Annotated in this window: 14 protein-coding genes; 8 read left to right on the top strand and 6 right to left on the bottom strand. The window is 68.3% G+C overall.

Annotated features, from left to right (window positions below; translation table 11 throughout):
• Window positions 1–206 precede the first annotated feature (206 nt).
• The 5 genes from DAI20_RS12665 to DAI20_RS12685 all read left to right on the top strand — a co-directional run bounded on the left by DAI20_RS12665 (window position 207) and on the right by DAI20_RS12685 (window position 5,093).
• Complete coding sequence (locus DAI20_RS12665) at window positions 207–1,037, top strand: sugar phosphate isomerase/epimerase family protein (protein ID WP_108251341.1); 831 nt, start codon at window positions 207–209, stop codon at window positions 1,035–1,037.
• Between the two features lie 18 nt (window positions 1,038–1,055).
• Window positions 1,056–2,228: a levoglucosan dehydrogenase gene (locus tag DAI20_RS12670; RefSeq protein ID WP_108251343.1), complete on the top strand. Its 1,173-nt coding sequence runs from the start codon at window positions 1,056–1,058 to the stop codon at window positions 2,226–2,228.
• An 82-nt stretch (window positions 2,229–2,310) separates the two neighbouring features.
• Window positions 2,311–2,655 carry a putative quinol monooxygenase gene (locus tag DAI20_RS12675; RefSeq protein ID WP_108251345.1) on the top strand — a complete coding sequence of 115 codons (345 nt, stop codon included), beginning with the start codon at window positions 2,311–2,313 and terminating at the stop codon, window positions 2,653–2,655.
• Window positions 2,656–2,933: 278 nt separating this feature from the next.
• Complete coding sequence (locus tag DAI20_RS12680) at window positions 2,934–3,512, top strand: SGNH/GDSL hydrolase family protein (RefSeq protein WP_108251347.1); 579 nt, start codon at window positions 2,934–2,936, stop codon at window positions 3,510–3,512.
• 129 nt (window positions 3,513–3,641) lie between these two features.
• Window positions 3,642–5,093, top strand: coding sequence for an Nramp family divalent metal transporter (locus DAI20_RS12685; protein ID WP_108251349.1), 1,452 nt, complete (start codon window positions 3,642–3,644; stop codon window positions 5,091–5,093).
• 126 nt (window positions 5,094–5,219) lie between these two features.
• Here DAI20_RS12685 and DAI20_RS12690 read toward each other — a convergent pair whose 3' ends face one another.
• The 5 genes from DAI20_RS12690 to DAI20_RS12710 all read right to left on the bottom strand — a co-directional run bounded on the left by DAI20_RS12690 (window position 5,220) and on the right by DAI20_RS12710 (window position 9,835).
• Complete coding sequence (locus DAI20_RS12690) at window positions 5,220–5,786, bottom strand: dihydrofolate reductase family protein (protein ID WP_108251351.1); 567 nt, start codon at window positions 5,784–5,786, stop codon at window positions 5,220–5,222.
• Between the two features lie 396 nt (window positions 5,787–6,182).
• Window positions 6,183–7,295: a protein kinase domain-containing protein gene (locus DAI20_RS12695; RefSeq protein WP_108251353.1), complete on the bottom strand. Its 1,113-nt coding sequence runs from the start codon at window positions 7,293–7,295 to the stop codon at window positions 6,183–6,185.
• Window positions 7,292–8,533: a PP2C family protein-serine/threonine phosphatase gene (locus tag DAI20_RS12700; RefSeq protein WP_108251355.1), complete on the bottom strand. Its 1,242-nt coding sequence runs from the start codon at window positions 8,531–8,533 to the stop codon at window positions 7,292–7,294. The genes DAI20_RS12695 and DAI20_RS12700 overlap by 4 nt, the downstream gene beginning before the upstream one ends.
• Window positions 8,530–9,444 carry a vWA domain-containing protein gene (locus DAI20_RS12705; protein ID WP_205781440.1) on the bottom strand — a complete coding sequence of 305 codons (915 nt, stop codon included), beginning with the start codon at window positions 9,442–9,444 and terminating at the stop codon, window positions 8,530–8,532. Before DAI20_RS12705 ends, DAI20_RS12700 begins: the two co-directional genes overlap by 4 nt.
• Before the next feature lie 148 nt (window positions 9,445–9,592).
• Window positions 9,593–9,835, bottom strand: coding sequence for a hypothetical protein (locus tag DAI20_RS12710; protein ID WP_108251357.1), 243 nt, complete (start codon window positions 9,833–9,835; stop codon window positions 9,593–9,595).
• A 208-nt stretch (window positions 9,836–10,043) separates the two neighbouring features.
• Between DAI20_RS12710 and DAI20_RS12715 the strand changes: the two genes are divergently transcribed.
• A complete protein-coding gene (locus DAI20_RS12715; RefSeq protein ID WP_108251359.1) occupies window positions 10,044–10,544 on the top strand; it encodes a hypothetical protein in 501 nt (166 codons plus the stop codon).
• A gap of 62 nt (window positions 10,545–10,606) precedes the next feature.
• On the opposite strand, the gene DAI20_RS12720 is transcribed toward DAI20_RS12715, so the two are convergent.
• Window positions 10,607–10,921 (bottom strand): hypothetical protein, encoded by a 315-nt coding sequence (locus DAI20_RS12720; RefSeq protein ID WP_108251361.1) that lies wholly within the window; start codon window positions 10,919–10,921, stop codon window positions 10,607–10,609.
• A 354-nt stretch (window positions 10,922–11,275) separates the two neighbouring features.
• On the opposite strand from DAI20_RS12720, the gene DAI20_RS12725 reads away from it, so the two are divergent.
• Both DAI20_RS12725 and DAI20_RS12730 read left to right on the top strand, forming a co-directional pair.
• Window positions 11,276–11,971: a sugar nucleotide-binding protein gene (locus tag DAI20_RS12725; RefSeq protein WP_240606065.1), complete on the top strand. Its 696-nt coding sequence runs from the start codon at window positions 11,276–11,278 to the stop codon at window positions 11,969–11,971.
• 70 nt (window positions 11,972–12,041) lie between these two features.
• Window positions 12,042–12,908, top strand: coding sequence for an alpha/beta fold hydrolase (locus DAI20_RS12730; protein ID WP_108251365.1), 867 nt, complete (start codon window positions 12,042–12,044; stop codon window positions 12,906–12,908).
• Window positions 12,909–13,010 lie beyond the last annotated feature (102 nt).

Consider the following 13,010-nt stretch of genomic DNA (forward strand, 5'->3'; position numbering starts at 1 on the left):
GTTCGTCGCCGACGTCCGCGCCGCGCTGAGCGGCGCGGGCCGGGGGGCTGCCCGAACTCCGCGACGGCCTCAGGGCCGTCCTCATCACCGATGCCGCCGTCGAGTCGGCGGCGACCGGCGGCTGGATCGACGTGCGGGACGTCGGCCGGACTGCACCAACCATCGGGGGCGGCGACGCCGCACCGACTTCGGAAAGGGAAATAGCAATGCAACTCGGTTATCACACCATCACCTGGGGTGGCGTCGTCGGCGACGCCACGGGGGTCACGAGCATCAAGGACCTCTTCTACCGGACGAACGGCTCCATGGAGGCGGCGGTGCGGGACATCGCGTCCGCCGGCTACACCGGCACGGAGATGTTCGACGGCAACCTCGCGGAGTACGCGGACCGCCCGGACGAGCTCCGCGATCTGCTGTCGGAGACGGGCGTGAAGCTCGTCTCCGTGTACTCCGGGGCCAACTTCATCTTCGCCGACGTCCTGCCCGAAGAACTGCACCGCATCACCCGCGCCGCCGAGCTCGCCGCCACGTTCGGCGCCGAGCGTCTGGTGGTCGGCGGCGGCGCCCGTCGGGCCGCCGGAACGACCGACGAGGACTACGTGCTGCTCGGCCGCGCCCTGGACCAGGTGACCGACATCGCGGAGAGCTTCGGCCTGACCGCGAGCTTCCACCCGCACCTGTCCACCATCGTCGAGAACCCGACCGAGCTGGATCGGCTGATGAAGTGCACGCGCATCGGCTTCTGCCCGGACACCGCGCACCTCGCCGCCGGTGGCGGCGACCCGGCCGCTGCCATCCGCCGGTACCGGGACCGCATCCGCCACGTCCACCTCAAGGACTTCCGAGCCGAGCCGTTCCGGTTCCTCCCGCTCGGCGAAGGAGACCTCGACCTCCCGGACATCCTCCGCGCCGTGCAGGAGAGCGGATACGACAGCTGGCTGATGGTCGAACTGGATGACTATGCCGGCGATCCTCGCGCCGCCGCGGAGATCAGCAAGAAGTACCTCGACACGATCCTCGCCGACTCCGGCGTCTAATCGAAAAGGAACAGTCACATGCAGAACCTCAACGTAGGACTCATCGGGGGCGGCTTCATGGGCAAGGCCCACTCCCTCGCGTACGCGGCCATGCCCATGTTCTTCTGGCCGGCCCCCGCCATGCCCGTGCGCAAGGTCATCGCGGAAGCCACCGACGACCTCGCCGCTCAGGCCGCTCGCCGCTTCGGCTTCGAGACCTCCACCTCCGACTGGCGAAGCATCATCGACGACCCGGACATCCACGTGGTCGACATCGCCACCCCGAACCACCTCCACGCCGAGATCGCGATCGCCGCTGCCGAGGCCGGCAAGCACATCATCTGCGAGAAGCCCCTGGCGCGAACCGGCGAGGAGGCCAAGCGGATGTACGACGCGGTCAGGACCAAGGAACTCGTCCACATGGTGGCGTTCAACTACCGCCGCACGCCCGCGGTCGCCCTGGCCAAGAAGTACATCGAGGAGGGTGCGATCGGCCGGGTGATCAGCTTCCGCGGCACCTACCTCCAGGACTGGAGCGCCGACCCGAACTCCCCGCTCTCGTGGCGCTTCCAGAAGTCGATAGCGGGATCCGGTGCCCTGGGCGACATCGGGACCCACGTGATCGACTTGGCCCGCTACCTCGTGGGCGAGTTCGGCTCGGTCAACTCGATCATGTCCACCTGGATCGCCGACCGCCCGGTGCAGTCCGGCGGTGCGGACAAGCTGGGCACCGTCTCCGGGGGAGGGGGCCCGCGCGGCGCGGTCGACGTCGACGACGAGATACTGACCATGATCAAGTTCGCGAACGGCGCGATCGGCTCCATCGAGGCGACGCGCAACGCGCACGGCCGGAACAACTTCCTCACCTTCGAGATCCACGGCACCGAGGGCAGCATCCTCTTCAACTACGAGCGCCGCGACGAGCTCCAGGTCGCCTTCGCCGGCGACCAGGCCGACCGCAGCGGTTTCCGCACCGTGTACACCGGCCCCGCCACCCCGTACGGCGAGGGACTGTGGCCGATCCCGGCTCTGGGCATCGGCTACGGCGAAACGAAGATCATCGAGGCCTACGACTTCTTCAAGGCGATCGCCGAGGGCGGCACCGTCAGCCCCAACTTCGCGGACGGCTACCAGACGGCTCTGATCGATGACGCGATCATCGATTCGGCTGAGACCGGCGCCTGGGTCGACGTCCCGACGATCGACTCCTAGCGCCTGCACGACATGGGAGGTGCACCGCAATGGCAGCGGTGCACCTCCCAGCGGAAATCGCCAACGCAACGAGGGAATAGTCATGACCGACACCAGACACAGCACGACGCCAGCCGCAACCGTACGCCTCCTCCCTATCCTCGAGGCCAAGCGCGGCCACGACGAGGAGGTGAGGCGACTCGTCACCGATCTGCAGGCCGCCAGTCGTCGGGACACCGGCTGTCTCGACTACACCGTCTTCCGGCACGAGGATTCGTGGAGCACGTTCGTGCTTCATGAGGAGTGGACAAGTGCTGAGGCCTGGGAGGCGCACAACGCGCAGCCGCATGTCGCGGAGTTCCTGACCGCGGCGGCACCACTGCTGGAGGGGGGACTCACCATCTTCCGCCCCAGCCCTCCCGCGCCGGCTACACCAGCGCAGTCATAGTGCACGCGAGATACATCGGGAGGATGCGCGAACGCCAGGCCGAGGGACGACGACCAGCCCTCCGGCCGCCCAGGCGATCCCCGTATCCGGTCTTCCGTGACCGAGAACTCGAGCGCCGGACGAGGACAAATGAACACGCGGCGCCGAGCCGTATTGCTCGCTCGCTTGCTCGGCCCTTGGCCCGAGGACTCGCTTTCGCCCGATTGCGCCGATTGCATGATCTCCCCGTCCCGCGGGACTCAGCACGAGGCACGGTCACGGGTCGAGATCCGCTTCGGGTGGCCTTCGTCGGCGACGCGGCTGCGGTGGGGTACGGCACGGTGTCCCGGCAACTCGGTGTCGCCGCCCACTACGCGCGACTGTTGAGCCGTCGTGATTGCCGGGGTGTGGAGTGGTCCACCGCGCATTTCCCGGGATTCACGCTGCACGGGGCGAAGGAATTCCTCTCACACGCGTGGTTCTGGCGCGAAGTGGACGAGGTCGTTGTCATTGCGGGATCCGGGGATGCGGTCGGCTTGATGCCGGTGGCGACGTGGACACGATTGCTCGACGAGATGTTGACGACAATGCGCTCGCGTCTGCCTACGGCGGCAACCATCACGGTCGCCCAGATTCCGCCCCTCGAACTCGATCCCGGCGTCCCGCCATGTGTTCGCCGACTCATCGCCGCGCATGCGAAAGACCTCAACGGTGCCACCCGAAGCGTGGTCGACACGCACCATGGCGCACGAACGGTGGTCCTCAGTGAGCAGAGCGTCACCGATCTCGACCAAGCGTGCGACACGGGTTTCTCGGACTTGTACCTCGCGTGGGCGCGGGCCCTGCTTGCCGCTGAGCCGTGCGCTGAGCACGGATGACCCGGAGTGGATTCGACTAGGCCGGCACGACGGCTGACGACGAGTTCGAGGCAGGGATCGATGACTTCGGGATGCCCGGCATTCGGGAAGGGCTTTGTGGTCCACTCATCGTCTGATAAGAAAAGGCGCGTGACTTTCAACGACGACAGCACGCAGAACCGGAACGGCCGCTCGGCCGCCGACGCCTTTCCCGCCAAGCACCTCCGACGACCCGAGGTGCGCGACCTGCCGGAGGCGCCCGCCAAGTACCGCAAGCTGATCGGCCCGGGCATCATCGCCGCCGGCGTGGGACTGGCGTCGGGAGAGTTCATCCTCTTCCCCTACATCGCCTCTCAGGTCGGCCTGGTATTCGTCTGGGCCGCGTTGGTCGGGCTCGTGACGCAGTACTTCATCAACCTGGAGATCGAGCGGTACACCCTCGCCACCGGGGAGACGGCGCTGACCGGCTTCAGCCGCTACTGGAGGCACTGGGGCCTCGTGTTCGCGCTGCTGACCTACTTCGCGAACCTCTGGCCGGGCTGGGCGACCAGCAGCGCGACCCTCGCGTCGTACGTCTTCGGGGGCACGCCGCGCTACATCGCGATCGGCATGCTCGTGGCGATCGGCCTGATCCTGACCCTCGCCCCCGTGGTCTACGTGGCCCTCGAACGTGCCCAGATGGTCAAGGTCGCCGCGGTGCTGCTGCTCTTCGTGGTCGGGGCGATCGTCGCGGTCGGGGCCGACGCATGGGCCGACGCGCCCCAGATCATCACCCGGCCGGGGATCCCCATCGAGCTCGGGATCGCGACGCTGCTCGGGGCGTTGGCGTTCGCCGGGGCGGGCGGCGGGCAGAACCTCGTGCAGTCCAACTGGATCCGGGACAAGGGCTTCGGGATGGGCGCCTACGTGCCGCGGCTCGTCAGCCCGATCACCGGTCAGCCCGAGGCCGCGCCGTCGACCGGCTACGTGTTCGAGCCGACCGAGGCGAACCTGTCGCGCTGGAGGGGGTGGTGGAAGTTCGCCAACCTCGAGCAGATCTTCACCTTCGTGCTGATCACCTTCCTGACCATCGTGTTCACCTCCATGCTCGCGTACTCCACCGTGTTCGGCCGGGAGGGGCTGGAGAACAGCATCGAGTTCATCAGGACCGAGGGCGACGTGCTGGGGGAGCGGGTCGGCTCCTGGTTCCAGTACTTTTTCTGGATCATCGGCTCGTTCTCGCTGTTCGCGGCCGCACTGGGCATCGTCGACTACACCAGTCGTCTCGCCGCGGACGTGCTGAAGACCAGCTACCTCCGGGAGGCCAACGAGTCGAAGATCTATGCCGGCCTGGTCTGGGGCCTGATCGGCGTCGGCATCCTCGTGCTGCTATTCGGCTTCGACCAGCCGATCGTCCTCCTGGTGATCGCGGCCGTGGTCGGTGGCTTCATGATGTTCATCTACTCCGGGCTGCTGATCCTGATCAACCGCAAGACCCTGCCCCGGCCCATCCGGATCCGCGGGTTCCGGCTCGTCATGCTGGTCTGGGCGATCCTGCTGTTCGGAACGCTGTCGGTGCTCACCTTCCAGGCCCAGATCGCCCGGCTGCTGGGCGGCGGCTGATGCCCCGCGGCGCGAGCAGTCGCATGGGGAGCCCGAGGATGGTGTCGTTCTCCGACGCCAACCCGTGCTCGGCGACGGAGACAGCGCGACCGGTCCGGAAGCTCCAGGGGAGTCGCGACTCGGGAGTCAAGCGCGGGTGTACTCCGAGATGCAGACGCCGGAGGTGAACTCCTGCTCATCGACGCGCTGAAAGGCGTGCGGTTGGTAGCTGCTGTTGCCGAACAGCGGGATGCCGGCTCCCATCGCCACGGGATGGCGTTTCAGGATGAGCCGGTCGATCTCCGGAAGGAGTGCGCCGGCGAGGTCCCCGCCACCGCAGAGGTAAATGTTCAGCCCGTCCTGCGCCTTCAACTCCTGAACGGTCGCGACCGGATCGCTCGTGTACGTGACGCCATCGGGTGCGTCGCCCCGCGTCCGAGTGGCGACGTACTCGCGGAGGTGGGCGTAGGGGCGGGTGATGCCGACGTCGTACGCGTGCGCGTAACTGTTCCACCCCTGGATGACGGTGTCGAAGAGCGTGCCCGGTGCGGTCCCGCCGATCGCGGTGAGGACGTGCGCGGGGATCGCGTCGGCGTACGTTGTCGTCAGCACGTCCATATGGTCGCCATCACGCATGAGCGGGTCGTACGAGCCATCGGGGGCAGCGATGAAACCGTCCAGCGACACCGCCACGTAATAGACCAGTTCGCGCACCTGAAGCCCTCCCGTCACTGCCCATCTCTGATCCGCCAGTCGAGCCGCCGCCTCCGTCCTCGACCTACTCGACGCCCTCCACGGGTGTGCGACCGGCGACGCCATCAGTACGAGCTGTGGAGCGTCGGGTCACCACGGACGCGCCTGCTGCGGCACGCCGTTGCACCGGTGACGGATCAGTACGGGCCGAAGATATCATCGAAAGTGGGCGACCGGGGAGGCCGAGGCACCGGCACCACGGCGGGCGGGGCCGCCGGCCTGACGGCGTGTCTCGTGGCGCTCCGCGGGACGAAGCCGTCGGGCAGACGTTCACCGCAGGTCGTGCAGACGCGGCCGTTGCCGTGGTTCACGCCTTCGCAGATCGGGCACAGCCACGCGGCGGAGTCAGCCGCCATCTCAGGATCTGCCTTCGCCGCGGAGCCGCCGGATCAGCTTGCCCTTCAGTCCGCTCGTCGGGGCGGCGGCTGGTGCGGCCGGGGTTCGTGGTGCGACGGACGGGGCGGGCGGCGCGGACGGGACGGGCGGCGCGGACGGGGCGGGCGGCGCGGAGGGAGCACCCACGAGTTTTCCTCGCAGCGCCCCGGACGGCGCAGGAGCGACCGCCGGTGCCGGGGCTTCGCCGGCGACGCGGATGCCCATCAGGGTGGCGTGCACCTCACCGATGGTCGGACGGGCTGCGGGTGTGGCCAGCATCATCCGGTCCACCAGGTCGGCCAGGCCTGCATCGAGTCCCGTCCGGTCGACACTCAGCACCACGCCGGAACGTGCCGCCACCGCCGGCTCCCCGTACGCCGGGTCGTACTGCGGCAGGCGGCCGGTGAGGAACTCGCTGTAGATCAGGCCGAGCGCAAACACGTCCGCGGCGGTGCCGAGGTCGGTCGCCGCGACGGTGCCGTCCTCCTGGATGTAGCTGAGGAGCTCGGGGGAGTAGTAGTTGATCGTTCCCACGATCTCCGTGGCGGCCGGCGGTCGACCGGCGATGTAGGAGTTGTCGAAGTCGATCAACTTGCTGGTGTAGCCGAGCTCGGTCCGCTTGATCAGCACGTTGTCGGGCTTCAAGTCTCCGTGCACGATCCTGAGGTCGTGCAGGATCTTGAGGCTGTGCGCGACGGACTTCAACAGGACGAGCCGCTGCCGGAACGGCAGCGCGGCGATGCGGGCGACGTCGAAGTCCTCGGCCTCGACCCGTTCCGTGGTCTTGTAGTACTTGGCGCCGGCGCGGAAGAACTCGTGGGTGACGATGAGGTTGCCGCCGAACGCCGACAGCGGGGCGAGCGCGGTCTGCATGGAGCGGTGCTGGTTCTCGAACACCGCGCACCGCGCCCGCTTCTTCGCCTTGATCTTCTCGCTGCCGGGCGCATCCGCCTCCGGGTAGGTGGGGCTGAGGAACTCCTTGAGGAAGTACTCCCGGCCGTCCTTCCGGGCGAAGGTCCACCGGCTGAGTCCCGCGCCGACCACGCTGAAGTCGGCGAGGAGGGTGTATCCGTTCAGAACCTCCCCGGCCTTCACAGCGTCTCCTCCTGCGTGTCGTGTTCTGCTTCACCTTCGGCCCCGCCGTCAGCGGACCCGTCCTCCTCAGCCGCTGAGGCCGCCGAGGCCGCCCCGGTGCGTGCCGTCACGGTGGAGGGACCGGTGCTGATGCGCCGCGGCGGATTCCAGATCCGCCTCTCCGGGCGGTCCTCCTCCACCTCGCCCTCCGGTTCCGGTCCGTCCTGCAGGAACCGCTCGTAACCCGTGCTGTATCGGTGCCAGCGCGCCGACACGTCCGCGGCACGCTGCTGCTGCAGCTCCACGAGGGCCTGCTCCGCTCGTTCGACCTGCTCGAGCGATCGGTCCAGGGGGGTGACGTAGTTCTCCGTCAGGTCCGCGAGGCGGGGTGCGAACAGGTCCTTGAACGTCTCGAGATCGGCTCCGACCCCGATCGTCGCCATGGCCGCGTCGTCACCGGTCACCGCGGCGATCTCGGTCTGCAGAGCCGACGACCAGTCCTCCTCCGTGCTCGCGGAAGCGAGGGTGCGCAGGACCAGTTCCTCGAAGTGCATGGGCGAGCGCAGGTATCCGAAGCAGCCGTCGGTCGCGCAGACCAGGAAGAACGGGGCGACCAGGGTCACCCGGCGGTGGTTGATGTGGAATTCGGTGTCGGCCGAGATGGCGTTGCTGACGACGGAGTCGCGCTGCAGATTCTCCATCGCGTCGCCCTGGTCGCGGAGGTCATCGATGCTGAGCTGATGCATGCCGTCCGGCGTGAGCGCGTAGACCCGGGAGTCGCCCGCCCAGAAGACGTGGCACGCCCACCGTCCGCCGGCGTCGTCGGTGCGCTGCAGCGCACCGAGCGCCATGGTGGTCGGCAGCGCACGCAGCAGCCTTGATCGCAGCCGGCTTGTCGGTGCCTTCAGGTCGGTCAGTGCGCCCTGCAACGCGGTCTCGAGGACATCATGCAACTCGATTGCAGTGGCATCACCCGGCAGCGCGCGATCGGGCGTGAGGAGCCCGAGCATGTGCCGCTCGACCACGTCCCGCGCGATGCGGGACGCGAGGTAGGCGCCCGACCGCTGCCCGTCCGGGGTGTCGTAGACGGTGCCGCCGGCACCGCCCATCCCGTCGAAGACCGCGGCGAGTCCGAGATCCGGCCCGTCACGCAGGATCGGGTCGGAGTCCTCCCCGTGGTCCGGGATCTTGCCGAGGTTGAACCCGAAGGAGACCGTCGGTCCGGTGACCGCTTCGACCGTGGAGCGCGGGTCGCTCACACCGAGTTACCGATGGAGTCGATGATCGTGCCGTAGTCGACGTCGGACAGACCGCCGCCGGCGGTGGAGGGGTTGTGCACGACGTTCTCCCACGCGGCGGAGATGTCGCTCCATCCGGGACCGTCGGGTGCGAAGAGGATGAGTCGCTTTGAGCTCGACCCCATCACGCCCTGCTCGTCCTCCCACGCATCCGTCAGCGCGCTGAAGTCCGCGGGGATGCGCGAGGACAGGTCCGCAGGCACCACCGACGGGTCGAGGGGAGTCGTGGGCTGGTCGCTCCACACCACGATCACCTGGCGGCGGCGGTCGCCGACGCGGGTCCAGGGCGAGTTGATGGCGAGAGCCACAGCTTCGAGTCCCGACTCGGGGGCGTCGCCGCCGCCCTCGGCGGTGAGCCCGCCGACGAACTCGGAGAAGTGTGCGCGGTCGTCGGGAAGCGCGTAGAACGGGGACTCCTCGATGCCCGCGTCGCCGTCCGCGTAGAGGTCACGGAACGCGACCACGCGAACCCGCAGCTGAGTGACGTTCTTGCCCTTGGCGACGAGGTTGGTCTGCACGTCGTCGTAGAAGCCGAGGGCGTTTGCCTTCACCGCGTCGAGGATCGGGTCCATGCTGCCCGTCACATCGATGCAGAAGACGATGTCGACCGAGTAGCTGACCCCACGAGACGCCAGGCTGGTCTGCGGCGGGACCACGGGAACCACGGGTACCTCCGGTGCGGAGACCGGGGGAGCGACCGGCTCCTCAGCCGCGGGAGCGGCCGGTTCCTCCGCAGCGGGAGCGGAGGGTACGACCGCCTCCTCGACGCTGGCCGTGTCCGGAGCGGCGGCCACTTCGGATTCTGCGGCTGCCTCGAGCGGGGCGGTCGCGTCGGGTGCGGTGGTGCTGTCGGGCGGAGTGGTGTCAGTCATGAAGTTCCTCATCTGCCGAAGTCGGGTGTCGGATCCGCCGAAGCTGGTGGACGCCGCACCATCAGGCTAACCAGGCTCCCGGTCTCCTGCGGAGTGCCGGTTCGTCACTGCCGTTCGATGTGCCCGCGCGGTTGGCGGCCCGTGCCGGTCAGTTGCCTTCGAACACCCCGGTGAAGACCGCGATCGGTAGAACGACCCCGACGATCACGAACACCGCACCGCCGAGAGCCATCACGGTGGGAGTCTGGGTCGCGGCAGAGGCATGGTGCCCGCGGGCGTGCATCTGCCGTTGGGCTGTTTCAGAGATGTGCCTGCGGAACAGGATGAAACAGGTTCCCCAGATGATGCAGAGCGGGGAGAAGATCACCGCCGCGATCTGGTCCTCGGTCATCGGTCCTCCGGGTCGGATTGTCGGAGCCAGCCTTTCGGAGCGATGCCGGCAGGACAACGCCCCAGCTTCGGGGGCGGCACCGGACAGGGACGGGGTGTGAGAGGTGTCATCGCGGCAAGTCGGTCCCGGTGGTCAGGGAGATCGACCCTCCTGCTGAGAGGGGGTGAGGGACCCGAACTGACGATCAGGCGGGCGCTAGGCTGCGGCCATGATCACGTCCTCCGCCCAATTCCTCGCGACCCGGGCGGTGCTCGCGATGTGCGCCGTCACGGTCGTTGTGGGGATCTCCGGGTGTGCTGCGGATTCCGCCGGCTCGACGACGGGTGCCGGAGCGCCTGCCCCCACGCCCGCCCCGGTATCGACCGCCCCGATCGTAACCGATGTCGAAACGTGCGAGGCGTTCACCGACGTCTCGACCATCCTTCTGAACGGGACGGTCGCCCTTCGCGAAGGACGCATGACGCAGCGGGAGTTCAACGGCTGGATGAGACTGGCGACGCGAGTCCTGGACCGCGTTCCCACCCGAGGTGAAGGCGCCGTGAGCGAAGCCGTCGCAGCCCTGAAAGCGGCCGCACCTCCGATCCCTTCCGGATCGGACGGCGCAACCAGCATCGGTGACGCGGAATGGAATGCGACCGCAACTTCCCCCGCCGCGGCCTGCGACGCAGCCGGCTACCAGCTCTTCGCCGAGGGCTTCACCGGCGGATAACGGTCAGTGCGTAGGTTCCTCGCACTCGCGACCGTCACCGCCGTCCTGACAACAGCATTCCCTCACCGAAAGCGCTTCGAATGCCTCACCAGCAGGGGTCCGACAGCCGGGTCGAGTATGGGGACCTCGTCGAACAGCGCGACCATCGGCTCCCATCCCTTCAGGAACGCGTGGAAGTTGAGCCGGCCGAACGCGAGCAGGTCGTCGTGAGACAACGGATCGCCCGCGATCAGGTGTCGAAGGGCGTCGACCGCGCCGCCGGACTGCACGGTGAGGTCTGCCGCCATGGCCGTCTCAACCTCGGGCTGAAGCGACCAGGGGCGGAGCGGGATGCCCGGACGGTATGCCTCGAACAGGACACGATGTGTTTCGGTCATCGGTGCTCCTCGGTCAAGAAGCCTCGACAACAGCGTCCGGCCTCGACTGGCGGTACTGGATCGGGGGCACAACGCGCCCGTCCCTCAACGAAGGCTATGCGAAACCGGCCCACCCGGAGGTACGCCACCTCCGAGGGCCACTGGCCTGGTGAGCCCCTCCCTAGACTGATCGACCAGGGAGGTCCTAGGACATTGCAGACCACGCCACCGGCCGAGCCGGGCTCACAGCGCCGCATCCTGCTGGCCGGTTGCGGAAAGCTCGGAATACTCCTGGGGGAGCGGCTGGTCGCACGCGGTGCGACGGTGTTCGCTCTCCGCCGCACCACCGCTGTGCTACCGGGAATCTTCACCCCCGTGGCGGCTGACCTCAGCATCTCGCTGCCCGCCCCATTGCCGGAGGTCGACGAACTCGTCGTCACCCTCACCCCCAGCTCCTCGGCGAGCGCCGACCACCCTGACGACTACCTGGTGAAGATCAGAAACCTCGCTGCCGCGCTCCCCGTCCTTCCCCGTCGGGTGGTATTCGTGTCCTCCACCCGGGTCTTCGAAGGACGCACCGACGAACGGCCGCTCACCGAGGAGGATGCACCGGCAACGGTCACCGAACGAGGCCGAGTGGTCCTCGCCGGCGAACTCCTCGCCAGGGAGCTCCTCGACTCCTACATCGTCCGGCCGGCGGGGATCTACGGACCCGGCAGGGAGATGCTGCTCCGCACCGTGGTCGGCGGCACACCCGTCGACTACGCGAGACGAACCAATCGCATCCATCAGATCGACCTCGCCCGGGCAATCGACACGATGCTCCAGGTGCACGAGCCGCCACGACTCGTTCACGCCGTCGATCAGGCCCCCACCCCCCTCGGCGATGTGGTCACGTACATCGCTCACCTGCTCGGACGCCAGCCGCCGCCGCGCACCGAGCCCGGGATACCTTCCGGCACCGTCCTCGACGGCGCCCGTCTTCTCGAACTGCTGGGGAACCTGCAATACCCGACCTTCAAGGCCGGCTATGCAGAGATGATCGAGGCCCAGCAGCGTCAGCTCGGCTGAGCCTCTGGCGCACGGCCGCCTCCGCGCCATAGCATCCGGGGAGTTCCGTCCATGCCAAAGGAGGCCTCCCGTGACGCAGCACACGCTCGAGCTACCGGAGGTCGATCTGGTCTACGACGTCCATGGACCACTGCCCACCGCGGATGGACGCCCGCCGCTGGTCATGATCGGCCAGCCGATGGACGCGAGCGGGTTCCAGGCCCAGGTGAAGCTGTTCGCCGACCGCACGGTCGTCACCTACGACCCGCGCGGTCTGGGCCGGAGCACGCGCAAGGACGGCGGTGTCACCAATGAGCCCGAAACGCAGGCCGAGGACGTCCACGCGATCATCGAGGCGCTCGGGGCCGGCCCGGTGGACATGCTCGCCAGCAGTGGCGGCGCGGTGACCGCGCTTGCGTTGGTCACCGCTCATCCGCACGACGTGTCGACCCTCGTCGCACACGAGCCCCCCATCGACTGCGTGCTCCCGGACGCGGAAGCGGTTCAGAGGGCCCGGGCGGCCTACACGCGGGTGTACCAGGACAAGGGCTGGGGCGCCGGGATGGCCGCATTCATCGCGATGACCTCGTGGGAGGGCGAGATCACGGAGGAGCACCTCGCCCGGCCGGCGCCGGATCCGGCGGCGTTCGGCATGCCGACCGAGGACGACGGCCGACGAGACGACCCGCTGCTGTCGGAACGTTCCTGGGCGGTACCCCTCTACGAACCGGACCTCGAGGCACTGAAGGCCGCGCCGACCCGGATCGTGGTCGCCGTCGGGGAGGAGTCGCTGAAGGTCTACACCGGACGAGCCGCGATCGCGCTGGCCGAACGACTCGACCAGCAGGCAACGGTCTTCCCCAGCCACCACGGCGGCTTCATGGGTGGCGAGTTCGGCTACGCGGGGCAGCCCGAGGCTTTCGCCGCCAAACTCCGCGAGGTGCTGGACCAGCGCTGACGCGTGTGACCGGACACTCGGCCCGACCCCATGCGCGGCCCAGTTGCCCGCGGCTGACCGGCGATGTGGCCGGGTGATCCTGCGGTACCAGGAGCGTGAGCA

Source organism: Planctomonas deserti (genome assembly GCF_003067705.1).
Classification (GTDB): Bacteria; Actinomycetota; Actinomycetes; order Actinomycetales; family Microbacteriaceae; genus Planctomonas; species Planctomonas deserti.